The organism is Luteibacter aegosomatis, assembly GCF_023078455.1.
GTDB lineage: Bacteria > Pseudomonadota > Gammaproteobacteria > Xanthomonadales > Rhodanobacteraceae > Luteibacter > Luteibacter aegosomatis.
Genome location: NZ_CP095740.1, coordinates 3631607 through 3658160, shown reverse-complemented (window position 1 = coordinate 3658160; position 26554 = coordinate 3631607). Strand labels below are relative to the sequence as shown.

Sequence of the window (26554 nt, the reverse complement as noted above, 5' to 3'; positions counted from 1 at the left end):
ATGAGCCTGAACCGTTTCCGCCCGTTGCGCGCCGTCCTGGTCGCCACCGCCGTCGCCCTGCTCGCCGGCTGCGGCTTCCATCTTCGCCAGTCGGCATCGCTGCCCGAGGGGATGAAGAAGATCCACCTCACGGTATCGGGCGGCGGCAAGCTCGAGCGCGACCTCGCGCGCGCGCTGGAGAACTCCGGCGCCGTGATCGTCGACAAGCCCGGCGCCGATTCGGCCGAGCTGGCGGTCACCTCCAACACCTTCCGTACCGATTCGCTCACCGTGAGCGGCACGGCGCGCGTCACCGAATATGCCGTTCGCTACCACGTGGATTTCAACGCCCGGGCGCCCGACGGCGCGGTCCTCGTGCCGAACCAGTCGGTCGACATGTCGCGTGAGTTCAGCTACGACGCCACCAACACCATCGGCACGGCGAGCCAGACCGAGGAGCTGCAGCGCAGCCTCATCGGCGACATGGTGCAGTCGATCCTGTTCCGCCTGCAGGCCGCCGGGGCGCACCAGGCGGCGAAGCCCGCCGCGCAGTGACGGAGCCTTTCGCGTGCCGATGAATGCCGGCCAGTGGCAGAAGCACCTCGCCGGCGATCGCATGGCGCCGGTGTACCTGCTGGCGGGCGAGGAACTGCTGGTGCTCGAAGCCGCCGACGCCGTGCGCGCCATGGCACGGCGCCTGGGGTATGCCGAACGCGAGGTGCTCGAGGCCGATAGCCGCTTCGACTGGGACGACCTGGCCCGCGCCAGCGCCGGCCTGTCGCTCTTCGCCACCCGGCGCCTGCTCGACCTGCGCTTGGCCGGGGGGCGTGCCGGCAAGGATGGCGGCGCGGCGATCACCGAATTCGCCGGCAATCCGCCACCCGACACCACCTTGCTGATCACCGCCACCGAGTGGAGCAGCAAGCACGAAGCGACCTGGACGAAAAACGTCGACCAGGCGGGCATCCAGGTCGTCTTCAATGCGCCGCGTCCGAACGAATGGGTGCAGTGGGTGGGCGCGCGCCTCGCGTCGCGAGGCCTGCAGGTCACGCCCGATGCCGTGGCGATGCTTGCCGAACGCGTGGAAGGCAACCTGCTCGCGGCCGCGCAGGAAGTCGACAAACTCGTGGTGCTGGCCGGCGACCGCCGCCTCGATGCCCCCACGCTGGAAAGCCTCGTGGCCGACAGCGCCCGGTTCGATGCCTTCAAGCTCACCGATGCGGCCTTCGCGGGCGAAGGCGCGCGTGCCTTGCGCATCCTTGCCGGGCTGCATGCCGAGGGTGAGGAACTGATCGCCCTGATGGGCTGGATGGTCAACCAGTTGCAATTGGCGCTGCGCTTGGCCAATGCGCGCGATTTCGCCGCGCAGGCGAAGGCCGAGAGGCTCTGGCCGGCGCGCGAACAGCTTTTCCGCAAGGCCCTGCGTCGCGCGCCGCGCGAACACTGGATGGCCTGCCTGGCGCGCGCCGCGCGCATCGACCGCATGGCCAAGGGCCGCGAACAGGGCAATCCCTGGCTCGAGGCCGAGCGCCTGGTGGCCGCCATCGCCGAGCCGCGCGCGTCGGTGGCCCTCGCATGAGCCATTCGCGACCGCTCGCCATCCTCGGCGGCACCTTCGACCCCGTTCACAACGGCCACCTGCGAGGTGCCTGGGAGGCGGCCGAGGCGCTCGACGCCGAGGTGCGCATGGTGCCCGCCCGCACCCCGCCCCATCGTCCGCCGCCGGTGGCCGATGCGGCCGGGCGCGTGGCCCTGCTCCGCGCCGCCCTCGTCGGCCAGGATCGCCTGACCATCGACAGCCGGGAGCTGGATCGCGACGGTCCGTCGTATACCGTCGACACTCTGGCGTCGCTGCGCGAGGAGATCGGGCCCGAGCGTCCGCTGGTGCTGCTCGTCGGGGCCGACGCCTTCGCCGGTCTGGCGTCCTGGCACCTCTGGCGGCAACTGTTCGAACTGGCCCATATCGGCGTGCTGACGCGGCCGGGTGGGGCACACGCCCTGGACGGCGAGCTGGCGGACTTCGTCGATGGCCGCCATGCCGACCGGGTGCATGGCCCGGCGGGGACGGTGCTGGATATCCCCATCACGCCACTGGACATCGCCGCCACGGCGATCCGGGAATCGTTCGCGGCGGGGAACGAACCGCGCTTCCTGCTGCCGTCGGAGTGCTTCGCCGACGAGGCGCTGCTGGCGCCGTACCGGGCGTTGGGGCGCTAAGCCGCGAAGCGGGTTTTCGCCGAATTTCCGCCTACGGGCATTTGACGCGCCCCGCTCCCCGGAAAGGTATAATCCACCGCACCCGGCACTTCCGCCGCACGAGGTTTCCGCATCTTGAGTTCTCCCGCCCCCCGCAAGGCAAAGTCCAAGTCCGCCGCCAGCAACGAGCACCTGCGTCAGCGCGTGACGGCCGCACTGGAAGACCTCAAGGCCAAGGACGTCCGCGAAATCGACGTTCGTGGCAAAACCTCCATCGCCGACGTCCTGTTCATCGCCTCGGGCACCTCGGCACGGCACGTGAAATCGATCGCCGACGAGGTGGTCAAGTTCGCGAAGGAAGCCGGCGTGATGCCGCTCGGCGTCGAAGGCCAGTCCGAAGCCGAATGGGTGCTGGTCGACCTTGGCGACATCATCGTGCACGTGATGCTGCCCCGCATTCGCGAGTTCTATGGGCTGGAACGTCTCTGGACGGTCGGCGACGATGCGCCGCCCGAAGCCGCCAACGACTGATCGCGCGTGAAGGCGCGCCTCATCGCCGTCGGCGAACGCATGCCGGCCTGGGTGGCCGAGGGCTTTTCCGAATACCGCAAGCGGCTCTCCCATGAGCTTCCGCTCGAACTGATCGAAATACGCCCCGGCGTGCGCGGCAAGGGGCGCGACGATGCGAAGGCGATCCTCGACGAGGGTGCCGCCATCCTCGCCGCGCTGCCGCGCGACATCCACGTGGTCGCGCTCGACGGACGGGGCAAGGCCTGGTCCAGCGAAGATCTCGGTCAGCAGCTCGAACACTGGCGCATGGGCGGCCGCGACCTGGCTTTCCTCATCGGCGGCCCCGACGGCCACGCGCCCGACGTGCTGGCGCGTGCCGACCAGCGCTGGTCGCTGGGGCCGCTCACGCTGCCGCACATGCTCGTGCGGCTGGTGCTGGCCGAACAGCTTTACCGCGCCACCACCCTGGTGGCCGGCCATCCCTACCACCGCGCCTGAAGGAACCGCCTCGTGCTCTACCTGGCTTCGCAGTCACCGCGCCGTCGCGAACTCCTCGGCCAGATCGGCGTGGAACATCGCACGCTCGACGTCGACGTGGAGGAGGTGCGGCGCCCGGGCGAGACGCCGGAGGCCTACGTGTCGCGGGTGGCGCGCGACAAGGCCCTGGCGGGGTTCGCGGCGGTGGCGCATGAAGCCGGTGCGCGCGTGCTCGCCGCCGATACCGAGGTGATCCTCGGCGACGAAGTGTTCGGCAAGCCGCGCGACGCGGCCGACGCGGTGGCCATGCTCGGCCGCCTGTCGGGCGTGGAGCACCGCGTGCTTTCGGCGGTCTGGCTCGTCGACGCCGACGGCGAACACGAAGCGATGGCGCTTTCCACGGTACGCTTCGCTACCCTCTCGGCGGCCGACATCGCGGCCTACGTGGAGAGCGGCGAATGGTTAGGCAAGGCCGGCGCTTATGCGATCCAGGGCCGTGCCGCGGCCTTCGTGGAATACCTTTCCGGCACGTATTCGGGTGTGATGGGCTTGCCCTTGCACGAAACTTCCCGACTCCTCAGGGGTCAGTGACAGGTCATCCTCGCGCGGGCTATAAAGCGCGGGAATTGAAGGAGAGGGGCCGCGGTGAGCGAGGAGATCCTGATCAATGTCACGCCGCGTGAGACGCGCGTGGCGATCGTCGAAAACGGCATGCTGCAGGAGGTCCACGTCGAGCGTGCCCAGAAGCGCGGCTACGTGGGCAACGTGTACAAGGGCCGGGTGCAGCGCGTCATGCCCGGCATGCAGGCGGTGTTCGTGGAGATCGGGCTGGAACGCGCCGCGTTCCTGCACGCCTCCGATATCGTGCGCGCGCCGCTGCACACGGCCGAAACCGAGGGCGGCAAGTCCAATGGACACGGTCCGGTCCCGTCCATCAGCGAGCTGGTGCACGAAGGACAGGAAATCGTCGTCCAGGTGGTGAAGGACCCCATCGGCAGCAAGGGCGCGCGCCTTTCGACGCACCTGTCCATTCCGTCCCGTTACCTCGTGCTGTTGCCGCACTCGCGCACGCTGGGCGTGTCGGTGCGCATCGAGGACGATGCCGAGCGGCAGCGCCTGAAGGACGTCATCACGCCGCTCCTGGGCGAAAACCCGCTGGGTTACATCGTGCGCACGAACGCCGAGGGCCAGTCGGAAGAATCCCTGGCCTTCGATGTCACCTACCTGGGCAAAGTCTGGCGCGTGGTGCAGGAAAACATCGCCAAGGCCAAGGTCGGCGAGCGGGTGTACGAAGAATTGTCGCTGCCGTTGCGTTCGCTGCGCGATTCGCTGAACGACGGCATCGAGAAGGTTCGCGTGGATTCACGCGAAACCTACGAGAAGACGGTCAAATTCGTGCAGAAGTTCATGCCGGTGCTGTCCGACCGCGTCGAACACTATTCCGGCGAACGCCCGATCTTCGACCTCTACGGCGTGGAAGACGAGATCCAGCGCGCGCTGCGCAAGGAGGTGCCGCTGAAGTCGGGTGGCTACCTCATCGTCGACCAGACCGAAGCGATGACCACCATCGACGTGAACACGGGCGGCTACCTCGGCAGCCGCAACCTCGAGGAAACGGTGTACCGCACCAATCTCGAGGCGGCGCAGGCGGCGGCACGCCAGCTTCGCCTGCGCAACCTCGGCGGCATCATCATCATCGACTTCATCGACATGATCGACGACGAGCACAAGCGCCAGGTGTTGCGCATGCTCGAGAAGGGCCTGCAGCGCGACCACGCCAAGACCACGGTCTACCCGATGTCGGCGTTGGGCCTGGTGGAAATGACCCGCAAGCGCACTACCGAAAGCCTGGAGCGTCAGTTGTGCGAGCCATGCCCGGCCTGTAGCGGACGTGGCACGCTGAAGACGGCCGAGACCGTCATCTACGAAATCTTTCGCGAGATCACGCGGGCGGTGCGACAGTTCAACGCGCAAAAGCTGCTGGTCATGGCAAGCCCCAAGGTCGTCGGCCGTATCCTCGAGGAAGAATCGGCCGCGGTCGCGGAACTGGAAGAATTCATCGCCAAGAGCATACGCTTCCAGGCCGAAGAGCATTACTCGCAGGAACAGTTCGATGTCGTTCTCCTCTAAGGATTTTCACATCCACCTGACGGAGCGCTGCCGGAACGCCGGGCGGTGAATCCGGCCTGGCGCCATCGCATACGACGCCTGCGGTTCTTCCTCGTTGGACTGGTCGCGAGCGTGCTCGTCGCGCTCGCCATCGCCATGGCCCTGGGCCAGTTGCTGTTGCCGTTGGCCGCGCGCTATCCCGGCCGGGTGGCGGCGACGCTGAGCGAGAAGCTCGGCCGGCCGGTGACGTTCGCCTCGCTGGAAGGCTTTTGGCAGCCTTCCGGTCCCCTGTTCGTCATGCGCGACGTCAGCGTCGCCGGTGAGAACGGCGGGGCGCCGTTGCACCTGCCGCGCGCGGCGTTGAAACTCGATTTCGGCGGCCTCGTGCTGCCGTCGCGGCACCTCTTGAACCTGCGCCTGACCGACCTGCACCTGGGACTGCGCCGCGCCGCGGACGGACGCTGGAGCGTGGACGGTTTCGCTGCCGGAGGCGCTTCGCAAAAGGTGTCGCTGGGCCAGATGTCGGCCGACCTGTGGCTGGGCAACCTTCGGTTGGACATCGCCGACGAGGGCACGGATCGCCATTACGGTCTCGTCGCCGACCAGTTGCGCATCAGCATGCAGGGGCACGTGGTGCGAGCCGGAGGCACGTTGCGCCGCGAAAACGGGGGCGGCCTGTTGACCACCGCCGCGCGTTTCGCCGACGACGGCTCGTCGGGCACGGTTTATCTCAAGGGCAGTCAGGTCGACTTCGCGGCGTTGACGTCCGACATCGAGGTAGGCGGCTATACCCTGGCGAAGGGGCGTGGCGGCTTCGAAACCTGGGTGCAATGGCGCGACGCCCACGTGGCGCGCTCCACGTCGCGCATCGACCTCGACGGGCTGAAGGTGCGCGGACCCGATCGCATGGTGTCGACCGAAGGATTGCACGGTCTCTTCGACATGCATGCCGATGCCACCGGTACCGAGCGTCGCTTCGACTGGGCAGGATCGGACGGCAGCGACGTGGCCCTGCTGCTGCACCAGGAGGCGGGTGCTTCGCGCGGCACGCTGGTGGCCCGTCATCTCGAGCTGGCGCCGCTCGTACCCTGGGCCGGTGTGCTGCCGCAGCTTTCGCCGGCGATGGCGCGCTGGCTGGGCGAGGGACATCCACGCGGGCGCTTCGACGAAGCGCGCGCCGACTGGGACTCCTCCGGCGGCCTGCACGCCGCGCATGCGACGTTCTCCGGCCTGGGCATCGACGCCAGCGGCAGGTTGCCGGGCGTTTCCTCGCTGCACGGCGAGATCTTCGGCGACGGGGAAGCGATGGCGCTGAGCCTGCCGCACCAAGCCACCGTGCTCGATGCGACGGGCACGTTCCGCAAGCCATTTGCCATGTCCTCGCTGGGCGGCGATATCGCGGTATACCAAGACGACGACGGCTGGCATATCGGCATCGATCCGCTCGATTTTCGCGGCGAGGGTTTCGGTGGGCAGGCGCGTGGCGAATTCGTGCTGCCGTCCGGCGACGGCGGTCCGTTCATGGACATGTACGTCGCCCTTGGCGAGGGAGAGGTGCCGGCGGCGAAGCTCTTCTGGCCGGTGCATTCGATGTCGGAGGGCGCTCAGAACTGGCTCAACCGCGGCCTGGTGTCCGGACACATTCGCGGCGGGTCGGCGGTCTTCCGCGGCAACCTGCGGGACTTTCCGTTCCGTAACCAGGAGGGCCGCTTCGAGGCCCGCGCGGACATCGACGACCTGGTGCTCGACTACGGCAACGGCTGGCCGCGTGCCGAGGGCGTGACGGCGGTCGCCAGCTTCATCGACAACGGCATGCTCGTCGATGCGAGCGAAGGTCACTCGCTCGGTAACGCAGTGAGCCATGCGACGGCGGAGATCGCCGACTTCGCCGACAGCACGCTCGACCTGCGCGTGAACGGCGTCGGCACCGGCGCCAGCTATCTCGACTTCGTCAAGAACAGCCCGGTGGGAACGAACAGCCGCGAGGCGCTCGACAGGATGCAGCTCGGCGGCAGCGGTGAGTTCGGCTTCAACCTGCTCATGCCGTTGAAGAACGCCAAGGATTTTACCCTCGACGGCAAGGCCACCATCCGCGACGCGGACCTCGTCGCGGACGCCTGGAAGCTGCGCCTGGACAAGATCACCGGCGACATGAGCTTCGACGGCAAGGGCTTTCGCGCCACGGGCCTGAAGACCGCCTTCCGGGGCCAACCCGCCACGCTCGATCTTGCCATCGCCGGCGGCACGGACGATCCATCGAAGATCGTCGCCGCGTCGGTCCAGGGCGCGTTCACCGTCGAAGAACTCGTCTCCGGCTACGACAACCTCAAGTGGCTCGGCGACATCGCGAAGGGCAGGGGGCCATTCCGCGTGGGCTTCGAGCTCGCCCGCGCGTCGCAGGGCGAGCCCACGCAGACGCTCACCGTGGATTCCGACCTGCGCGGCGTCGAGTTGCGCATGCCGACGCCGGTGAAGAAGCCCGCCACGCAGGCGGAGCCTTTATCGGTGCGCGTCGGCCTGCCGGTGGACGGCGCGCAGTTGGACATCGCGTTGGGCGATGTCGTGCGCGGCCGCCTGCGCCTCCCCGACGAGCCGCACCGTGTGCCATTGGCCGCGGCCTTCAACCTCGGCAGCGGCGTACCGTCCACGATGCCGCCGGAGGGCTACCTCATTGGCGGTCACGCATCGCACCTGGACGTCTCAGGATGGGTGCAATACGTGGTCGGCATGTCCACGGGCAACGATGGGCCCGGCCTGTACGGCCTGGATCTCACCACCGACGATGGCGAGGTCTTCGCCCAGCACTTCAGCAACATGCACCTGGTGGCCACCCCCGGGCCGAGGGAACTGTCCCTGCGCGTCGACAGCGACGGCATGGTCGGACAGCTCACCGTGCCCAACGACGATCTTCGCCGTCGAGGCATCACGGCGCGCATGGACAAGCTCTGGTGGCCGGCCGCCGACGATGCCGCCGACGCGGCGAAGAAGGGCAAGGCCGTCGCCGGTGCCGCCGCGACGACGGCGGCGACCGTGGCCCAGGCCGAGGAGGCTGGCGCGACGAAGAAGCCGGCCGACGCGAACGAAGCGGGCGTGGCGCCGTCGAGCCTTCCCCCGTTGCACCTGCACGTGACCGACATGCGGCTGGGCAAGGCGAAGCTCGGCGAAGCGCGATTGGAGACCTGGCCGACCGACGAAGGCATGCACATCGACCAGTTGCGTGCGCAGTCCAAGCAGGTGCAGATCACCGCATCGGGCGACTGGAACGGCGACGACAAGCACAGCCGCACGCACCTCACGATCGACTTCGCCGCCGAAGACGTGGCGCGCATGTTCGACGCGCTGGGCTTCGCGGGCATCCTCCAGGGAGGACGCACGTCCGCGCGACTCGACGCCATCTGGCCCGGCGGGCCTTCCGCACTGGCGTTGGCGAACATGAACGGCTCGCTGAAAATCGACATCGCCAACGGTCGCATCCTCGAAGTGCAGCCCGGCGTCGGCCGTCTTTTCGGGCTGGTTTCGGTCACCGAACTGCCGAGGCGCCTCGGCCTGGATTTCGGCGACGTGCTGGGCAAGGGCTTCGGCTTCGATTCGATCACCGGCGATTTCCAGTTCGCCGATGGCACGGCGACCACGCAGAACCTGAAGATTCGCGGTCCGGCGGCGGAGATTTCGATCACCGGCCGCACCGGCCTGCGTGCGCGCGATTACGACCAGCAGTTGCTCGTGGTCCCGCACGTCGGCAACAGCCTGCCGGTGGTGGGTGCGCTGGCTGGCGGTCCGGTGGGTGCGGCGGCTGGTCTGGCCGTGCAGGGCATTCTCGGTCATGGCCTCAACCAGGCGGCGCGCAAGCGATACCACATCGGTGGCACGTGGGATAAGCCAGTGATAACGCCGGTGGACAAGGACGTACCTTCGGCGCCGCAGAAGCCGTAGTGACGCAAACGCCCGTCGCACCGGCGCGGGCCGGTGCCTACGGCGAGGCGGTTGGTTCTCGCGTCGCCTGCAATCGGTTCATTCGCTTCAAGCGAATGCATGTATCCACGCGCCTTCGGCGCGAAGAGCGGTGCGGACCGAGGCGGTCGCCCCGACCGCGCGCCCTGTCGGCCGCACGTCGCCCGTCCCCTTCGGGGCACGGACCTCTACGCGGGATTCTTCGACTCGACATCCTGTCTCGGCGAAGAACGCCGGTCATCCTGACCGGCGCCCCTGCGGGGTCTCTTCCGCTTCGAGGTCCTCGGACGCCTAACCCGGCCGACAGGGCGCGCGGCCGGGGCTCTTTCGGCGGTGCGGTGTGGGTTGGTGATGTTATGGGAGCAGACTTCATCGGCGATCCAAGGGTTCGACACGCTCGCGGCGCGAAGATCAAAAGCCGATGGAACGTTGTCGCCCCCTCGGACGAGAGGCGCTGGGTTCCTTATGTCTCGATTCTCGCTCCCGATGGAGCGAGAATCCCCGACTGATCATCGGTGGGGACAAGGTGACACCGTTGGGTTCCTTGGGCTTCGAGCCCGTGACGCAGATCGTTGCCCTTGTCCCGTTTCATGCGCCTGTGAGCTCGAACGGTATCTTGGGACGACCTTTGGGTCAGAGCCTGCACTGATAAGGATGAGCCTGGCGCTATCTCGCTGATGATCGGAATGTTTTGGTTTCACAGGAGTTCCGAGATGACATCGACGATCATCGGCATCGACATGGCCAAAGCCACTTTCGACGTGGCGCTACCACTGGATAAACCGGGCAAGTACCAGACCCGCGCCAAGCTGGCCAATCAAGCCAAGGGCTTCGCCGAGTTCATGGCTTGGCGCGACAAGCATGCGCCGACGGCTGCCGTGTGCATGGAAGCCACCAGCATTTATCACGAGGCGCTGGCCACGTTTCTTCACGAGCGCGGCGTCACCGTCTACGTGATCAACCCGTCACGGATCGCCCATTTCGCCAAGAGCGAGCTGCTGCGAGCCAAAAGCGATCGCACGGACGCCAAGCTGATCGCGCGTTTCGCCGCCGCGCAGACGGATCTGCAACCCTGGATCCCGCCCAAGCCCTCCCAGCGTCGCCTGCGTGCCCTGGTGATGCGTCTGGATGACCTGTTGCAGATGAAGGTCATGGAAGAAAATCGTCGCGAGGCGACGACCGCGTCTGACGTGCTGGCCTCTATCGAGCGCGTCCTGTCCGGCATCGAAGAGCAGATCGCCCAGTTGCGCCGGATGATCGACGACCACATCGATTCGGACCCGGACATGAAAGGTGACCGTCGGTTGCTGGAGAGCATCCCGGGCATCGGTCCAGCCGTCAGTGCCGTCTTGCTGGCCAGCGTGGGTGACCTCAGGCGCTTCGACGATCCGGGCAAGCTCACGGCCTTCACCGGCCTGAACTCGTTTATTCGCGAATCCGGGCAATGGAAGGGCTCACGGGCGATCGCCAAGCTTGGCTCGGCGCTGGTCCGGGCCAAGCTATACATGTCCACGCTGACCGCGATGACTCATAACCCCGCCATCCGAGCCTTCATCCAGCGTCTACGGGAGCGCGGCAAGCCACACCGCGTCGCCATGGTCGCCGGCATGCGTAAGCTGCTGCACATCGCTTGGGGCGTTGTGCGATCCGGGCGTGATTTTGACCCTCAGATCGCCCTTGCCTAGGCCGTCAAGACACGGTATCTGCGTGCGCAGGAACGACGTGAGGGGGTTATACGCCACTGTCATTCTTGTAGCCCGTCGTTCCTGCGCACGCAGGAGCCCAGCGCGGTGCATGCGGGCAAGCGACATGCCCACCTACGCCTTGTCCCACTGCATCCGCCCATGCGCCCGCATCGCACACCGCGTACCCATCGCCGTCAACGTACTGACCGCACCCAAGGCCAACGCCATCCGCTGCCGATCCGGCAATTCCGTCTCCTGGATCGATTCCACCAACAGATCGGTCACCCCACGCGCGTACTGCAACCATTCCGCCGCGCGGTTCAACAGCTCATCCACCGTCGCATCCGGATCGAACGTCAAACACTCATCCATAGAAACTCCTCCAAGGTGCGGCACGCCACCAACGACGTGCCGCGATGAAACACATCGCCCAAGGCCATGAGATCTCACCGGCCCGCCCGTGACCGGGCGCCGGAGCGCGTTGATCGAGGAAGCAGGCGACGCCCTACCGTGTCTTACAGGCGCACGTGACCACGCCGGGTAAGAACGGCAAGAAACATCTCAAGCCCGAACGGCGGGCGCCGCGGTTCGTCAACCGTGTCTGGAATAACGCCAGACGGCCCGGTAACCGTTGAGGGTGTCGCCGCGGGGAAGCGGCAAGCGGGGTAATGCCTTAGACTTCGGCTCGGCCATGATCAATCTCTTTCATTGATTGTGGTCAGCGGGCCTCGTGGTGCGTCAACACCCCTGGCCCGCGCTTCTCACCGCATCGAGCGATGGTTGCCTGTGCAGCGCATTCGACACACGGCGCAGGCAACGACACGAAACTACCAAAACACGTCCGTGTTGTATGTAGTCGCCTGATATCCGTATCAGCCGACGCCTGCTACCGAAGGGTGGGAGCCGATCGTATCGGCGAATCCTGCGAAGCGCACACCCCTCATTTGAGACAACTTTGAGTTGTTTCGTAAACATCGAGCCGCGCCCAACGTCGCAAGCACATCGACGAACCCCGAATCAGCCCGTCACCTATGCCGAATCCGCTCACGCCGGTTTGCAAAGCGAGCGTCGAAAGCCAAAACATGACGTCATCGTTGTGGTTCGACAGGACGTTCGTTGCATGCCTCTTGGAAAGATCGCCGTCGGGATGACGGCGTGCGTGGTGGCCCTCGTGGCCGCGCTTTACGGATCGGCGTATCTCACTCATTTTCTGCTCGGCTTCCAGCACAGCCCTTCGTGGAATACGTGGTGGCGCTACTTCCAGGTGGCCGATCAGCCTGCCTACGCGCCCTTCGCGTGGCGTATCCATGCCGCGGGCGGCATCGGCATCGGTGTTCCCAGCTTGGCGCTGGTCGGTCTGCTCATGGGCCTCCATCGACGTGGGAAGCCCCGGTCCACGCACGGAGACGCGCGCTTCGCCAAACCCTCGGACCTGCGCAAGGCAGGCCTCTTCGCGCCGTCGCCACAAGGCATCGTCATCGGAAAAATGGGCCGACGCCTGATCCGTATGCCCGGCCAGCAATTCGTCATCCTTGCGGCACCCACGCGGTCGGGCAAAGGCGTGGGCGTGGTCATTCCCAACCTGCTCACTTACGACGATTCGATGGTCGTCCTCGACATCAAACAGGAGAACTTCGAACTGACCAGCGGCTGGCGGGCCAGCCAGGGCCAGGAGATCTATCTGTTCAACCCGTTTGCCGAAGACCGCCGGACGCAACGCTGGAATCCGCTGAGCTACGTGTCGAACGATCCGGATTTCCGTATCTCCGATCTCCAGGCCATTGCCGCCATGCTCTGGCCCGATGGCTCGGGCGACCAGACGTTCTGGGTGAGCCAGTCGCGCAACGCCTTCATGGCCTTTGCGCTCTACTTGTTCGAGCGCGGTGGGGAAACGCCGACGCTCGGCCAGATCTATCGCCTGTCTTCCGGCAATGGCGGTGACCTGAAGCCATATCTTCTTGAACTGGCCGAGGAGGGATACCTGAGCAGTCATGCCAAGACGGCTTTCGCCAACCTGACCTCGCAGGCGGAGGAGACCTTCAACTCCATCCTGGGCAGCTTCAAGGAGCCATTGAACGCTTTCATCAATCCGGTGCTCGACGCGGCCACCAGTGGTAACGACTTCGATCTCAGGGACGTTCGAAAGAAGAAGATGACGATCTACATCGGCATCCTGCCGAACAAGCTCGCCGAGAGCCGCGTTCTCGTGAACCTGTTCTTCAGTCAGCTCATCAACGTCAATACGAGGGAGATGCCGGGCACGAACCCGGAGCTGAAGCACCAGTGCCTGCTCCTGATGGACGAATTCACGAGCATCGGCCGCGTGGACATCATCGCGACCGCGGTCAGCTATATGGCCGGCTACAACCTTCGCCTGCTTCCCATCATCCAGAGCATGGCCCAGCTCGACGCCACGTATGGCCGTGACGAAGCCCGTACGTTGATAACCAACCACGCCCTCCAGATCATCTACGCGCCTCGCGAACAGCAGGACGCCAACGACTACTCCGAGATGCTCGGCTACACCACGTTACGCAGGGAGAGCGTCACCCGCGGGCGGGACATCAGCCGCACCGAAAGCGAAGAACGGCGCGCCCTGATGCTTCCCCAGGAGTTGAAGGCCATGGGGGCCGACGACGAAGTGTTTCTCTACGAAGGTCTGCCGCATCCGGTCCGATGCCGAAAGATCCGCTACTACAAGGACGGCTTCTTCACCAGGCGGCTGAGGCCGAAGGTGGCGATTCCGGGGCTCGTCATGGGTTCGACGCAAAACACGTCGCCGAAACCCAGGATGAAAGCGATCAGCCCCCAAGGTCTTCGACGGCTCACTGAAGACTGAAGAAAGCCAAAGGAAGGCGACATGAATACCGAAGACGACGACACTCCAGCCTCATCGCTTCAAGCCGTCCATAAGTTGTCTCGGCCTGACCCGTTGCATGACCTCCAGCTTCTGCGGGACTTGGCGATCATCAATGAGCGGACCGAGCGAGAGTTCGGGCCAAGGTCCCGGCAGGCAGTGCTCGTTGAACCCAAGCGTAAACCGAATATCGAACGTTCGCGTCGAATGACGCTCATGCCAGAGGAGCACAGCGATATGAATCCCTTGAACATGGCCATGGCTGCAGCGCTTGGCTTGTCATCCACTCCATCGGTCATGGCATCCGAGACGGCGTTGGCTGCCGAGAAGAGCGTCCCTGCCGCGATACGTTCCCTTGTCGAACCAGGTCGGCAAGTGCTCGCGTATCGAAGCGTCAAGACGAACGATGAGGGTGACCAGCTTGTCGCCCTGGTGACCCGGTGGCAGACCAGGGGGCCGGATCCCGCGAAAGCAGAGAGCGAGTGGGACGTCGAGTACGCGTGCGAACTCGCATTGTTCGAATCGAAGGACGGGAAGCTGGTTGCCGTCGGGCGAAATGGAAAGGTCGTCGATTGCGAGTACAACCATATCAACAGGGTGGCTGCTGAGCTTGAGCTCAACGATCAACTGGAGGTGTCGCCGACGAGTGTGACATTTCTGAACGACAATATCCGAGGCGGATCCTACAGCTACTCATTCAAATCGAGCCGGGGATCGTGGCACGCGAGCGGGGCAGTTTCCTATTATGTGGATCATGCCGCCTCGGCGGAGGCGGACGAAGTTGTCGTTGCCCGCGAAAAGGCATCTTATCCGAGGGATTTCAAGTATATGCCCATGGATGGCTTCGACCCTGACGATATCCATGACGCCCTTGCGCGAAACAAGTCGATTGATTGGTAAGGACGTTGGGACGACTCGCCTGTCGCGTCATCCGGTGAAATTTCGAGGATCCGTTAATAAAAGGATGACTTCTTCACTAAGCGTCTAAGGCCGAAGCTAGCGATCCCCGGGCTCGTCATGGCGTCGAAGCAACGTCTCCGAAACCCAGGATGAAGCGACCAGCCCCAAGGTCTTCGCCTGCTCATCGAAGACTGAAGAAAATAAAAGAAGGCAACATGAATACGGAAGACGACGACACGCCAGCCTCATCGCTTCAACCCGTACACAAGCTGTCGCGGCCGGATCCGCTGCATGAACTCCAGCTTCTGCGGGACTTGGCGGTCATCAACGAGAGGACCGAACGGGAACTCGGGCCACGGCCGCGCCAAACTGCTCCTGTCGAGCCAAAACGTAAACCGAGACTTGAACAGATAACCCGGTTATCCGGAAATGGAATCCATGAGTACAACGATATGAATCCAACACGTATCGCAATGGCGGCGGCGCTAGGGCTATCTTTGAGTCAACCCGCTTTGGCAGTCGAGAAGCCTGCAAGTTCGAGCAGGGATATTCCGGAGAGCGTTCGTTCTGTGATCGGTAATGACCAGGTGGTCATCGCCTATCAGGCGGTCGATAGCGATGATGGGCGGGGCAAGACTGTAGCCCTGGTGACTCGTACTCAGATCAAAGGGCCAGCGCCATCCGATCCTGACTACGTGTGGAAGGCGGAGTTCGCTTGCGAACTCGTCGTCATTGACGTGATCGAAGACCATGCGACGATTAAGGGTCGAAGCCGAGGGGCCGTCAATTGTGATGGAAATAATACGAATAAACGTGCCGGATACCGTGAGTTGGATGAGAACCTCGATCTCTCTTCGGGAATGATCAAATTCAAGAACTATTCCAACAGCACTGCTGCAGGCTGGTTCAGCTACTCGTTTTTTCTCAATAGTGGCAAGTGGCTCGTGTCTTCGGCGAAAGCCGAGTACCACTTTAATGAGACGGATGATGAAGGCTATTTGATTTTCACTACGGAGGAGGCTTCTTTTCCGGAGGACTTCGGGCTGATTCCCATGGAGGATCTTGATCCGATCTGGATGGCCGGAACGATCAGCAAGCATCGCACGAAAAGTAGATAAGGAGTGATGCGTGCCACGGCTTAATGAATCGGCCGCTTTCTTGCTGAGAGAGGCAATAGAATCCGGCATCACGTCTCCCGTCGAGCTTGCTAATCTTATGGCGAACGCGTCTGTCGAAACACGAAAATTTTCGGTTATGCACGAGTCATTCGGATATGCGAGCGTCGACAGGCTGCTGAGCGCTGCCAGCTCTGCGATCGAACGTTTCACTCTTGAGGAAATTCAAAGCGCCATCGATAGCCGCGATCCCCGAAGGATTGCAACGGTCATGTATGAGCGGAGACCGAGCTTGGAGAATTCCGAGCCGGGGGATGGTTGGAAATTCCGTGGGCGTGGATATTTCCAGCTGACGGGTAGATACAACTATCGAGTCTATGGTGGCTTGATTGGCGTGGATTTGATTTCCAATCCCGATGCTGCCGCCGAGCCAAAGAATGCAGCGAAAATATCCTTGTTGTTCTGGAGGGAGAACAGGCTTGGCCGATTCAAAGATGCCATTTCGGTTGGAGCTAAGCTAAACGGCGGGAAGAATGGCGAGAATGAACGGTACGTCGCGGGCCGACAGTGGGCTAGCATCCTTACCGAAGATCTCATCCGAGATATACGAAGTGGGGCCATAAGTGCGGAGCAACTCGCGCAGATCGAAACGGACTTCGATGTTGTAGCGCATTCGGGCCATTCCCCTGAACTGATGCAAGTTCAGCGGAACTTGAACGAGCTTGGTTACACCGACAAACACAACAGGGCGCTGACGGTTGACGGCGACGACGGAGTCAATACCCGAGCGGCCGTGGAAAAGTTCCAGCGCGATCACGGACTCACGGTGAATGGCCGGGCGGACCCGAGCGTACAGGCGGTGGTACGCGAAGCAGTCGAAACGAAACGTCGGTCTTTCGGACTGCCTGACGCGCCCTACCTGCGTCAGGAAGAGCCGGATACGGCCATGTCTATGTATCGCTCGTTTGCGCCTGAACCTGTTCCCGGCCTGGCGGTCACCGATGACGCATTGATCCGCAGCTTGCAGAAGAACCTCAATGCCCTCGGCATCGCCGACATGAAAGGCGAGCCCCTCGAGGTTCACGGCGTTTACGACATATCCACGCAAGCAGCGGTGGCGCGATTCCAACGCGCACAGGGGCTTGAGGTTACGGGTCAGCCCGACGAGCGGACGCGCTCCCTGCTTCACGGCCAGGCCTTTATCGCCGAGTTGAAGCAGTTGCCGCAGGCGCCGATCATCGACCCGCAGTGGACCGATCCGGCACCGCGGGTGCAGCGGCAGCCTTCGCTCGCGCCACCGGAGTCCGAGCCGATGCGATTCAGCGATCCGGAGCATCCACAAAACGCGCTCTATCGCGAGATCAAGCGGATGCTGCCCGAAAACACGAAGGAGGATCGCGTCGCCCAGATAACGGCGGCCTGCCACGAAGGCGGCATCAAGCCGGGCCGGATCGGAACGTTCGAGATCAAGGACGACAGGATCGAGGTGTTCGGGGCGCTCACAGGCTATGCGGATGTCGACCTCCTCCAGCGTCCGTCCGAGCAGGAGAGCCTCGAGCGGGTCCAATCCTTCGACCAGCAGCAGATGCAGGAGATGGCGCAGCTTCAGGCGCAACGGCAGGAGGCCAGTCTCGGGCCAGTGATGGTGCGTTGACAGCAGGCGCCGGGGCCTTGGCGACGGTGGGAATGCCTCGCCTGCCGCGTCGCCTCCTGGGGGCCAGTGTTTACGTCGAAGCATCCGGTTTTCGCCAAACCCTCCCAAGGGTTTAAGCTGGCGGTTTCGGGCCCCATCTCGGAGCCTGTCACCCGTTACCGGTAGCCTCCATGGATTCCCTGATCACCCTCGCCGAACGTCGCCTCCTCACCCCGGGCGGTTTGGCCGCTTCCGACCTGGATCGCGTGTTTTCGCAGCTGATGGGCCCTTCCATCGACGCGGCCGACCTCTATTTCCAGCATTCGCGCAGCGAATCCTGGCTGCTGGAGGAGGGCATCGTGAAGGACGGCAACCACTCGATCGAGCAGGGCGTGGGCGTGCGGGCCATCTCGGGTGAGAAGACCGGCTTTTCCTACTCCGATGAGATCGTGCTGCCTCAGCTCCTGGAGGCCTCGCGCGCCGCGCGGGCCATCGCCCAGGGCGGGGCCGGTGCGGGCAAGCCGCTGTCACTGGCGACGGGACGGGCCCTGTACCCGGCCATCGATCCGGTGGAGAGCCTGCCGAACGAAGAGAAGATCGCCCTCCTGCGCGAGGTGGACGCCTATGCGCGTTCCCGCGATCCCAGGGTGAAGCAGGTGGTGGTGAGCCTCTCGGCCACGCTCGATACCATCCTCGTGGCGGGCTCCGACGGCACCCTGGCCGCCGACGTGCGACCGCTGGTGCGGCTCAACGTGCAGGTGATCGCCGAGCAGAACGGCCGTCGCGAGCAGGGCCACGCCGGGGGTGGCGGGCGTTACGGCTACCGCGAGCTGATCGAGAACGGTCGCGCCCATGCCTTCGCGGAGGAAGCCGTGCGCCAAGCGCTGGTCAATCTCGACGCGGTGGATGCGCCGGCCGGCACCATGACCGTCGTACTCGGTCCGGGCTGGCCCGGCGTGCTGCTGCACGAAGCCATCGGCCATGGCCTCGAGGGCGACTTCAACCGCAAGGGCAGCTCGGCCTTCGCCGGGCGCATCGGCCAGCGCGTGGCGGCCGAGGGCGTGACGGTGGTGGACGACGGTACCCTGCCGGGACGCCGTGGCTCGCTCAACATCGACGACGAGGGCACGCGGACCGAGTGCACCACCCTCATCGAAAACGGCATCCTCAAGGGTTACATGCAGGACAAGCTCAACGCCCGGCTGATGGGCGTGAAGCCCACCGGGAACGGCCGCCGCGAATCCTTCGCCCAGCTGCCGATGCCGCGCATGACCAACACCTACATGCTGGCTGGCCAGCGTGAGCCCGAAGAGATCATCCGCTCGGTGAAGAACGGCCTGTATGCCGTGAACTTCGGCGGCGGCCAGGTCGACATCACCAACGGCAAGTTCGTTTTCTCGGCCAGCGAGGCCTACCTCATCGAGGACGGCAAGATCACCGCACCGGTGAAGGGCGCCACCCTGGTGGGTTCCGGTCCCGAGGTGCTCACCCGCGTATCGATGATCGGCAACGACCTCGCGCTGGACGAGGGGGTGGGCGTGTGCGGCAAGGATGGGCAGAGCGTGCCGGTGGGCGTGGGTCAGCCGACGCTTCGTGTCGACGGCATGACGGTGGGCGGCACGGCCGCCTGAGCGTCTTGCCCAAAACTATCCAGTCACCCTTAAACACGACGCCCATCACGGATTGAAAAATCGTCACCCTACGGGGCGCGCGTCTACCCCTATTTAGTATTGTGATGGTCATTTACTGCGTGGATGATCCGTGCCGAAGACAGGGTATGGACGTCTGATCCAGGCGTAGCGGGTTCATTCGCTTCTTTTGAAAGCATTCGAAGGCAAGGGCCGGTGGCACGTTCACCGGCCTGCGGCGTGTCGTGTGCTCGGGACATCCCCTGTCCGATATCGACTTCAACCAGGGGAAAACCCAATGAAGCATCCCGCATCACCCCCAAGCAGGACGCGGCGGAAACAACTCGTTTCCGTCGCCGCCCTGGCCCTGATGGGCGTGGCGATCTCGGCGCAGGCCGTGACCCTCGCGCCGTCGGACCGCCAGGACATCAATATCGGCGCCCGGCCCTGGAAATACACCAAGCAGGCCATCGTCAACCCGAACGATCCCGTGGTGTACGCCCAGCTTCCCAACGGGGACGATGGCGCGAGCGTGAATTACGACGACAGCAAGTGGCTGACCGTCGGTCTCCCGCACGCAGCCAACGACTTCACTACCTTCATCAACCAGGAGTCCGGCGGTGGCCAGGGCAGCCTGGACGGCGAAACCAGCTGGTATCGCAACCGCCTGACCGACTCCGCGTCGATGAAGGGCAAGAAGGTGATGCTCGAGCTCGAAGGCGCGCACACGGGCGACCGCGTGTACGTCAACGGCCAGTTCATTCCCGGTACCGGCGTGTTGAACCAGCCCGGCCAGCCCGATGCGCAGGCCACCCACGTCATCGGCTTCCTTCCGCACATCGTCGACCTCACTCCGTTCCTGCGGTATGACGGTACCGACGTGATCGCGGTGAAGGTCAGCCGCAGCGGTGGCGGCTTCTTCGAAGACCCGGGTTTTTCCGGCTCGTTCCGCTTCGGCCAGTCCGAGGCGGGCATCTTCCGTCCGGCCTATCTGCACGTGACCAACCTCGTGCACATCCCGGAGAACGTGTACGCCGGCCAGAACACCTGGGGTACGTACGTCGGCACGAAGTCGCTGAGCGCGGATCACAAGACCGCTACCGTCGAAGTGCAGACCAACGTGGTCAACGAGACCGACACGCCGCAGACGGTCACGCTCGTCACGCAGATCGTCGATGCCAACGGCAACGAAGTCGCGCGCGACCAGCAGGACAGGACGCTGGCCCCGCACGCGATTCCCGGCGACCAGACGCCGGTGTTCGACGAGACGCTGACGGTGAACAACCCGACGCTTTGGTATCCGAACAACAGCACGGACGGCAAGCCGTACCTCTATCGCGTGTTCCATACCGTCAGCATCAACGGCGTGGTGGTGGACGCGAAGCAGGACACCCTCGGCATCCGCATGCTGACCTGGGATAAGGACTTCCTCTACGTCAACGGCAAGAAGCAATACGTCTACGGCGGCTCCAGCCGCTACGACTACCCGGGCCTGGGTTCGTCCGTGCCCGAAGAGCAGCAATGGCGCGACCTGAAGGACATGGCCGCCATGGGCGGCAACCTCTGGCGCGTGGGCCATTCGCTGCCCAGTCCCGAGTTCGTGGCCGGCGCCGACGCGCTGGGCGTGTTCCTCGTGCAGCCCAGCGGCGACGGCGAAGGCGGTTTCGGCAACGTTTGCGCCGCCGGCGACCAGGCCTGCAAGGACATGTGGACGATCAAGCGCGAGGTCCAGCGCGACACCGTGATCCGTGATCGCAGCCACCCGTCGATCCTGGCCTGGGAAATCAACAACGGCACGATGGATACGCAGTTCGCGCAGGAACTGGGGCAGAACTCGAGGGATTGGGACAACATCGCCCCGCGCGCCATCGCCGATCGTACGCCCAAGGCGGCGAACGGCGACATCCTGAGCTGCTCCAAGGCCGGGTGCGAAACGCACCTGCACCAGGTCGACGCTCCGAACAAGCCCGCGTGGGGCGCGGAGTACTGGGGCCCGGGCGGCAAGCGCGAAGGCTACGATACCGAACTCGCGTTCGCGCTGAACTACCTCACGCCGTGGTCGCAGGCCCGCAAGGTGGGTACCTTCGGCATGGCGCAGTGGTATTTCGCCGATACCCCGGGTGAAGTCATCGAACTGGTCGACGGTACGGAAGACGACCACTGGGTCTTCCATCACGACGACAAGGGCAACCCGACGTTCCACGAGGACGGCAAGCAGGTGAAGGATTTCACCCATAACGCCCGTGGCAACAACGCGTCGATGGCCGACGCGAACCGCTTCCCGCGCATGCTTTACTACATCTACGAATCGGTGTGGACGCCGTTCGAAGTCAAGCCGATGGTGAAGCTGGCCAACACCTGGAACCGCTCCGGCAACATCACGGTCAGCGCGTTCAGCAACTGCCCGGCCGTGCGACTGCTCGTCAACGGCGTGCAGCAGGGCACCGATCAGACGCCCAATTCGTGGGATTCGATCGACGACGCGGCATTCGCCGCCTTGAACGGTCCGGTCAGCGAAGACACCGGCCACATCCAGGGCGTCGCCACGGCGCAGGCCACCACGAAGTTGCCGGGCCAGGTGCACTGGAACGTCACGTGGCAGTCGGGTTCGGCGGTGGCGCAGTGCATCGGCACCGACGGCCTCGTGGTGCAGAAGAACGGCGCCGACGTCTCCGATACGCTGAAGACCGCCGGTGCGGCCGACCACATCGAACTGACGGTGGTCAACACGGCCGATCCGATCGTCAAGCCGGACGGTTCGGTGTTCCAGGTGACCGCGAACGGTTCGGACGCGACGTTCATCGTCGCCAAGGTCGTGGACGCGAACGGCGTGCGCGTGCCCGACGCGTCGCAGCTGGTCACCTTCAACGTCGACAGCGGCGAATCGCTGGTGACGTTCAATGGCGGCACGCAGCAGCTCGTCGACTGGCAGGGCGTGGTCGTCACCGACCGCAACGGCCCGATGCCGGAACCGAACCACTACTACCATTCGCCGGGTTCGCACGAACTGAAGTTCGAGGGCGGTTTGCAGAAGATCGCGCTGCGTTCGAAGTTCACCCCGGGCACGGTGACGGTAAGCGCTACCTCGGCCGGCCTGAAGCCGGGCGTGGTGTCGTTCAACATCGCACCGATCCCCGCCGCCGCGGCACCCTCGGGTACGCAGATCATCGCCAATCCGACCAGCCAGAACCTCAGCACCGGCGACCACGCCCACTTCACGGTGGTGGCCTCCAGCGCCCACGCGGTGACGTACACGTGGAAGAAGAACGGCGTGGAGATCGCCGGCGCGACCGGTCCGACCTACGACACCCCGGCACTGACGCTGGGCGACAACAACTCGACGTACACGGTGGTCGTGCACGGCGAGGATGCCTCGCCCGAATCGCAGCCGGCCGTGCTGAGCGTGGTTCCCTTCGCACCCGTGCACGTGACGACGCAGCCGGTCGCGGCCAACGTCGACGCGGGCCAGACGGCTCATTTCGCCGTGGTGGCCTCGGGCTCGCCCACGATCAAGTACCAGTGGATGAAGGGATCGGACGCCATCGCCGGCGCCAACGGCCCGACCTACGACACCCCGGTGCTCTCGACGGGCGACAACGGCGCGCAGTATTCCGTCGTCGTCAGCAACCAGCAGAGCAGCGCGCCGTCGGTGGCCGTGACCCTCACGGTGAACGCCGCCCGTCCGCCGGTCGTCAGCAACACGCTGGCCAGCGTTCGCGCGAATCCGGGCCAGCCGGCGACGTTCGACGCGACCAACCTCGTGGCCGGCAGCTCGCCGTTCCACTACAAGTGGTCGCACGACGGCGTGCCCGTCGGCGGCGACAGCCCCACGCTGACCATCCAGGCGGTGCGTCAGGGTGACGTCGGTACCTACTCGGTCGAGGTGAGCAACATCGCCGGGACCGCGGCGCCGGTGTCCGCGCAGCTGACCCTGGCTCCCCCGGGTGCCAACCTGGCCTTGCAGAAGGGCACGACCTCGACCGCACTGGAGGACAACGTCGGTCTCGCGGCGTGGCACGCCGTGGACGGCGACGACACCACCCGTTGGGGTTCGGCGCATGAAGACGACGAGTCGATGACCGTCGACCTCGGTTCGTCGCGTACCTTCAACCGTGTCGTGCTGAAGTGGGAAAACGCCTACGCCGACGAATACATCATCCAGTATTCGGACTCGCTCGACGACGCGAGCTTCAAGGACGCGTTGCACGTCACCGACGGCAGCGGCGGCACCGACGATCGCACCTTCGACACGCCGGTGAAGGGTCGTTATGTCCGCATGCTCGGCAAGAAGCGCCATACGGATTACGGCTATTCGCTGTACGAGTTCCAGGTGTACAACACGCCCAGCTGCTGCACCGCCGCCGACCGCTACTCGGTCGACACGGCCAACAAGCTGGTGACGGATAACGTCAGCGGCCTGGTATGGGATCAGTTCCAGCGCGGTTTCGCCGACCAGGGCGCGCAGTTCACGCAGCTGGAGGCCATCAAGGCCTGCTCGGCCGTCAACGCCCGCCTGCCGTCGATCGACGAGGCGCTGGCCATCGCCGGCACCAACAACTCGACCTCGGCGTTCCCCGGTGCGTGGAGAACGTGGACGGCGGGTAACGATCCGACCGACCCGACGTTCGCCTTCATCGTGAACTCCGACGGCACGGTATCGCACCAGGTGCTCGACAACTTCCCGGGCAACGTGCTGTGCGTGCGCGGCGCGGAAGTCAAGGCGCCGACCATCACCGGCCAACCCACCAGCCAGACCGCTGGCGTGGGCCGCTCCGCCCACTTCGACGTCGCGGCGACGGGTGACGGTCCGCTCACCTACGACTGGTACGCGGTCACCACGGACGCCAACGGCCAGGACGTGCTGAACTCGCTGGAAAGCACGCCCGACGGCAGCTACCACACGAAGGCCCTCACGGCGGCGCAGAACGGCACCGTCATCCGGGTCAACGTGATCAGTGCCAAGGGCCTGCTCACGGCCAGCCGGAACGTCGTGCTGAACGTGGACAATTCCAACACCGGGTTCGATCCGGACTTCGGCGGGGCCGCTCCGCAGCAGCCGGGCAACGGTAACAACGGTGGCAACACCGGTGGCGACCAGACCGGCGGCAGCCAGCCGGGTACCGACGGCAAGGGTGGCAAGACGATCACCAAGGGTGCCACGGCGTTCTCGTCCGTCGGCTTCGAACGTGGCGACCTGAGTGCCTCGGCCGCCATCGACGGCGACATGAACAGCCGCTGGTCGTCCACCCCGAAGGTGGACCCCGCCGACCTGGCCGTGGACTTCGGCACGCCGAAGACCTTCGACCACGTGATCGAGCGTTGGGAAAACGCGTCCTCGGCCAGGTACACGATCGACGTTTCCGACGACGGCAAGGCCTGGACGACCGTCGCGGGCCCGATCGAAGGCCACGGCGGCGTGGAGATGCAGACGTTCACCGCGGTGACCAAGCGTTACGTACGCATGAACAGCGAAGCGCGCAACACGGACTACGGCAACTCGATGTTCGAGTTCGAGGTGTACGCCCCGGCGATCCAGATCGTGGGCCAGCCGCAGTCGCAGAGCCTCACCGAAGGTCAGACGGCCACCTTCACGGTGGGTACGCAGGCCGCCGGTAACGTCGGCTTCCAGTGGCGCCACGACGGCACCGCCATCGCCAACGCCACCCAGGGCACCCTGAGCTTCGCCGCCAAGCTGGCCGACGCCGGCAGCTACGACGTCGTGGTCTCCGATGCCAACGGCAACAGCGTGACCAGCAACGCGGCGACCCTCGCCGTGCAGCCGGTGCAGCAGCAGCCGACGGACGGCGGCTCCAGCGGTTCCGATGCGGGCTCGTCCAACGGCGACCTTGCCCTGAACCGTCCGGTGCTCGCTTCGGACGAAGAGAACCCGGTGGCCTTCAAGGCGGCCAACGCCAACGACGGCGACGCCGGCACGCGCTGGTCGTCGGGCTTCACGGACGACCAGTGGATCCGCGTCGACCTCGGTTCGGTCAAGACCGTGAACAAGGTCGTGCTGAGCTGGGAGAACGCGCATGCGACCGATTACCTGATCGAGGTGTCGGTCGACGGCAGCAACTGGCAGACCGCGTTCTCGAAGGCGGGCAGCGAAGGCGGCGTGGAAACGCTGACGTTCCCGGACAAGCAGGCGCGTTACGTGCGCATGCATGGCGGGCACCGCAGCACCCAGTACGGCTACTCGCTGTGGTCGTTCGAAGTCTACGGTTCGGGTGGTGACGGCAGCTCGGGCAGCCAGCCCTCGGATCCGTCCACCAACGATCCGACGACCGGCTTCGACTACGACGTGTATCCGGGCTTCATCGGCACGACGTTGCGCAATGCCACCAACGGAAAGTGGCGTGACGACCAGATCTTCATCGCCGTGCTCGGCCGCGATCCGTCGAAGACGGATGCGACGGGGCAGAAAGTGTTCTCGTGGGTCAAGCCGGACGGCACGCTCACCGCGATGAAGGTGGAAGACAACGACGCGTCGAACCACCTGACCAAGAACGGCCAGAACTACCCGAACTACTTCTTCACGCTCGCCCAGGCCAAGCTGGCCAAGCTGCCGATGATGGACTCGGGTCGCATCTACGTGTCCGTCGGTGAGCCGATGTACATGAAGGTGCTCGAGGCCGCCGACGGCACGATCGGCATCGCCGGTCCCAACCCGCTCAACGGTACCGACCCGAACCTGGGCGTGACCTACGACTGGATGGAGTACACCTGGAACAAGGACGCGATCTTCGTCAACACGACGCAGGTCGACCAGTTCTCGCTCCCGCTGTCGCTCGACCTGTACAGCGGCAACAAGACCCGCCACGCGAACTCGGGCATCACCCAGACGCGCGCGCAGATCTTCAGCGAGTACAACCAGGAAGTGCCTGCCGAGTTCCAGATCGCGGATACGAATGCCATTCGCATCCTCGCTCCGGGCAAGGACGCGTTCGACAGCGGCAAGCCGCAGGCGCATTACTTCGATGCCTACATCGACCAGGTATGGAGCCATTACACGGACCACACCCTGACGATGAACATCGGCAACCAGGTGTTCGAAGGCACCGTGGTCGACGGCACGCTGGTGTTCCACCACACCAACTGGGCCGACGGTCACAACGGCGACGAGCCGGAAGGCATGGCCTTCAACGTGTCCAAGCCCACCACGCAGGCCGTGTTCGAGTGCAAGGACGCCCTCGCCAGCGGCCACGACCCGTGGGGCTTCGAAAGCCAGCTCGAGGCGCAGATCTGCGCGGCGTTCAATCGCCACGTGATGGAAGACACCACGAAGTGGAAGGACCCGTCCGCGTACTACCAGCAGGCCCCGGCCAACTACTACTCGCGCTTCTGGCATGTCCATGGCGTGGATCAGAAGGCCTACGGCTTCGCGTACGACGACGTCAACGACCAGGAGTCGCTGCTCGCCGATCCGCAGCCGGAGCACATGGACATCGGTATCGGCTGGTAAGCGATGCCGTGAGGTGAAAACGAAAAGGGCGGTGGAGATATCCACCGCCCTT

15 protein-coding genes and 1 pseudogene are annotated in these 26554 nt (G+C 64.7%); 15 read left to right on the top strand and 1 reads right to left on the bottom strand.

Going from position 1 to position 26554, the window contains the following annotated elements; genetic code table 11:
• The 9 genes from L2Y94_RS16450 to L2Y94_RS16410 all read left to right on the top strand — a co-directional run bounded on the left by L2Y94_RS16450 (window position 1) and on the right by L2Y94_RS16410 (window position 10907).
• Entirely contained in the window at window positions 1-534 is a 534-nt protein-coding gene (locus L2Y94_RS16450) for an LPS-assembly lipoprotein LptE (protein ID WP_247369309.1), read from the top strand.
• Between the two features lie 19 nt (window positions 535-553).
• Entirely contained in the window at window positions 554-1558 is a 1005-nt protein-coding gene (holA, locus tag L2Y94_RS16445) for a DNA polymerase III subunit delta (RefSeq protein WP_186448198.1), read from the top strand.
• Window positions 1555-2196 (top strand): nicotinate-nucleotide adenylyltransferase, encoded by a 642-nt coding sequence (gene nadD / locus L2Y94_RS16440; RefSeq protein ID WP_247369306.1) that lies wholly within the window; start codon window positions 1555-1557, stop codon window positions 2194-2196. The genes holA and nadD overlap by 4 nt, the downstream gene beginning before the upstream one ends.
• Before the next feature lie 114 nt (window positions 2197-2310).
• The gene (rsfS, locus tag L2Y94_RS16435) at window positions 2311-2706 is read left to right on the top strand and encodes a ribosome silencing factor (protein ID WP_205118131.1); all 396 of its coding nucleotides are present in this window, start codon (window positions 2311-2313) and stop codon (window positions 2704-2706) included.
• Window positions 2707-2712: 6 nt separating this feature from the next.
• Complete coding sequence (gene rlmH, locus L2Y94_RS16430; protein ID WP_247369302.1) at window positions 2713-3183, top strand: 23S rRNA (pseudouridine(1915)-N(3))-methyltransferase RlmH; 471 nt, start codon at window positions 2713-2715, stop codon at window positions 3181-3183.
• A gap of 12 nt (window positions 3184-3195) precedes the next feature.
• Window positions 3196-3753 carry a Maf family protein gene (locus tag L2Y94_RS16425; protein ID WP_247369299.1) on the top strand — a complete coding sequence of 186 codons (558 nt, stop codon included), beginning with the start codon at window positions 3196-3198 and terminating at the stop codon, window positions 3751-3753.
• 54 nt (window positions 3754-3807) lie between these two features.
• Window positions 3808-5292, top strand: coding sequence for a ribonuclease G (gene rng, locus L2Y94_RS16420; RefSeq protein WP_247369297.1), 1485 nt, complete (start codon window positions 3808-3810; stop codon window positions 5290-5292).
• A 45-nt stretch (window positions 5293-5337) separates the two neighbouring features.
• Window positions 5338-9204, top strand: coding sequence for a YhdP family protein (locus L2Y94_RS16415; protein ID WP_247369294.1), 3867 nt, complete (start codon window positions 5338-5340; stop codon window positions 9202-9204).
• A gap of 731 nt (window positions 9205-9935) precedes the next feature.
• Window positions 9936-10907 carry an IS110 family RNA-guided transposase gene (locus L2Y94_RS16410; RefSeq protein ID WP_247369291.1) on the top strand — a complete coding sequence of 324 codons (972 nt, stop codon included), beginning with the start codon at window positions 9936-9938 and terminating at the stop codon, window positions 10905-10907.
• A 132-nt stretch (window positions 10908-11039) separates the two neighbouring features.
• Here L2Y94_RS16410 and L2Y94_RS16405 read toward each other — a convergent pair whose 3' ends face one another.
• Window positions 11040-11279 (bottom strand): hypothetical protein, encoded by a 240-nt coding sequence (locus L2Y94_RS16405; RefSeq protein WP_247369288.1) that lies wholly within the window; start codon window positions 11277-11279, stop codon window positions 11040-11042.
• 748 nt (window positions 11280-12027) lie between these two features.
• On the opposite strand from L2Y94_RS16405, the pseudogene L2Y94_RS16400 reads away from it, so the two are divergent.
• The 6 genes and pseudogenes from L2Y94_RS16400 to L2Y94_RS16375 form a co-directional block, all read left to right on the top strand.
• Window positions 12028-13665, top strand: a pseudogene (locus tag L2Y94_RS16400) (type IV secretory system conjugative DNA transfer family protein); the annotation flags it as partial.
• Between the two features lie 102 nt (window positions 13666-13767).
• Entirely contained in the window at window positions 13768-14664 is an 897-nt protein-coding gene (locus L2Y94_RS16395; protein ID WP_247369274.1) for a hypothetical protein, read from the top strand.
• 215 nt (window positions 14665-14879) lie between these two features.
• Complete coding sequence (locus L2Y94_RS16390; RefSeq protein WP_247369272.1) at window positions 14880-15782, top strand: hypothetical protein; 903 nt, start codon at window positions 14880-14882, stop codon at window positions 15780-15782.
• A 10-nt stretch (window positions 15783-15792) separates the two neighbouring features.
• Window positions 15793-17433 carry a peptidoglycan-binding protein gene (locus L2Y94_RS16385; RefSeq protein WP_247369253.1) on the top strand — a complete coding sequence of 547 codons (1641 nt, stop codon included), beginning with the start codon at window positions 15793-15795 and terminating at the stop codon, window positions 17431-17433.
• 170 nt (window positions 17434-17603) lie between these two features.
• Window positions 17604-19043 (top strand): metalloprotease TldD, encoded by a 1440-nt coding sequence (gene tldD, locus L2Y94_RS16380; RefSeq protein ID WP_144909505.1) that lies wholly within the window; start codon window positions 17604-17606, stop codon window positions 19041-19043.
• 295 nt (window positions 19044-19338) lie between these two features.
• Window positions 19339-26502: a beta-1,3-glucanase family protein gene (locus L2Y94_RS16375; RefSeq protein WP_247369250.1), complete on the top strand. Its 7164-nt coding sequence runs from the start codon at window positions 19339-19341 to the stop codon at window positions 26500-26502.
• Window positions 26503-26554 lie beyond the last annotated feature (52 nt).

Excerpts from the sequence above, each read along its gene's own strand:
- L2Y94_RS16390 (WP_247369272.1), top strand. The coding sequence starts at position 14,880 with ATGAATACGGAAGACGACGACACGCCAGCCTCATCGCTTCAACCCGTA.
- tldD (WP_144909505.1), top strand. The coding sequence starts at position 17,604 with ATGGATTCCCTGATCACCCTCGCCGAACGTCGCCTCCTCACCCCGGGC.
- L2Y94_RS16410 (WP_247369291.1), top strand. The coding sequence starts at position 9,936 with ATGACATCGACGATCATCGGCATCGACATGGCCAAAGCCACTTTCGAC.
- L2Y94_RS16450 (WP_247369309.1), top strand. The coding sequence starts at position 1 with ATGAGCCTGAACCGTTTCCGCCCGTTGCGCGCCGTCCTGGTCGCCACC.
- nadD (WP_247369306.1), top strand. The coding sequence starts at position 1,555 with ATGAGCCATTCGCGACCGCTCGCCATCCTCGGCGGCACCTTCGACCCC.
- L2Y94_RS16375 (WP_247369250.1), top strand. The coding sequence starts at position 19,339 with ATGAAGCATCCCGCATCACCCCCAAGCAGGACGCGGCGGAAACAACTC.
- holA (WP_186448198.1), top strand. The coding sequence starts at position 554 with ATGAATGCCGGCCAGTGGCAGAAGCACCTCGCCGGCGATCGCATGGCG.
- L2Y94_RS16395 (WP_247369274.1), top strand. The coding sequence starts at position 13,768 with ATGAATACCGAAGACGACGACACTCCAGCCTCATCGCTTCAAGCCGTC.
- L2Y94_RS16405 (WP_247369288.1), bottom strand. The coding sequence starts at position 11,279 with ATGGATGAGTGTTTGACGTTCGATCCGGATGCGACGGTGGATGAGCTG.